The sequence below is a fragment of the Streptomyces sp. TAA486 genome (genome assembly GCF_000426165.1).
The window spans coordinates 1-1,039 of record NZ_AUEV01000037.1; the positions used below are offsets into that span (position 1 = coordinate 1).

The 1,039-nt window shown below is 57.7% G+C and carries 1 rRNA gene; it reads right to left on the minus strand.

Features of this window, described 5'->3' with window-relative positions:
- A 23S ribosomal RNA gene (locus I004_RS0127785) occupies nt 1-1,039 on the minus strand; the annotation flags it as partial.

The following is a 1,039-nucleotide window of genomic DNA, read 5'->3' on the forward strand; positions in this document are numbered from 1 at the left end:
CCGCCCGGGCTGGACTACCTTCCTGCGTCACCCCATCACTCACCTACTACAAGCTCGGTCCGCCGGCTCCACCACACCAACAGCATCCCGAAGGACACATGCTGGGGGCTTCACGGGCTTAGCATCACCTGATTCAGCGTTGGCGCACTGCCACGGGTACCGGAATATCAACCGGTTATCCATCGACTACGCCTGTCGGCCTCGCCTTAGGACCCGACTTACCCTGGGCAGATCAGCTTGACCCAGGAACCCTTAGTCAATCGGCGCACACGTTTCTCACGTATGTATCGCTACTCATGCCTGCATTCTCACTCGCATACCGTCCACAACTCGCTTACACGGCTGCTTCACCCGGCACACGACGCTCCCCTACCCACCCACACACCCGTTAGGGCTATCCATGTGAGTGACACGACGTCGGCGGTGTGCTTGAGCCCCGCTACATTGTCGGCGCGGAATCACTTGACCAGTGAGCTATTACGCACTCTTTCAAGGATGGCTGCTTCTAAGCCAACCTCCTGGTTGTCTCTGCGACTCCACATCCTTTCCCACTTAGCACACGCTTAGGGGCCTTAGTCGATGCTCTGGGCTGTTTCCCTCTCGACCATGGAGCTTATCCCCCACAGTCTCACTGCCGCGCTCTCACTTACCGGCATTCGGAGTTTGGCTAAGGTCAGTAACCCGGTAGGGCCCATCGCCTATCCAGTGCTCTACCTCCGGCAAGAAACACACGACGCTGCACCTAAATGCATTTCGGGGAGAACCAGCTATCACGGAGTTTGATTGGCCTTTCACCCCTAACCACAGGTCATCCCCCAGGTTTTCAACCCTGGTGGGTTCGGGCCTCCACGAAGTCTTACCTCCGCTTCACCCTGCCCATGGCTAGATCACTCCGCTTCGGGTCTTGAACACGCTACTCAAACGCCCTCTTCGGACTCGCTTTCGCTACGGCTCCCCCACACGGGTTAACCTCGCAACATGCCGCAAACTCGCAGGCTCATTCTTCAAAAGGCACGCAGTCACGACCGCAAGCACAAGT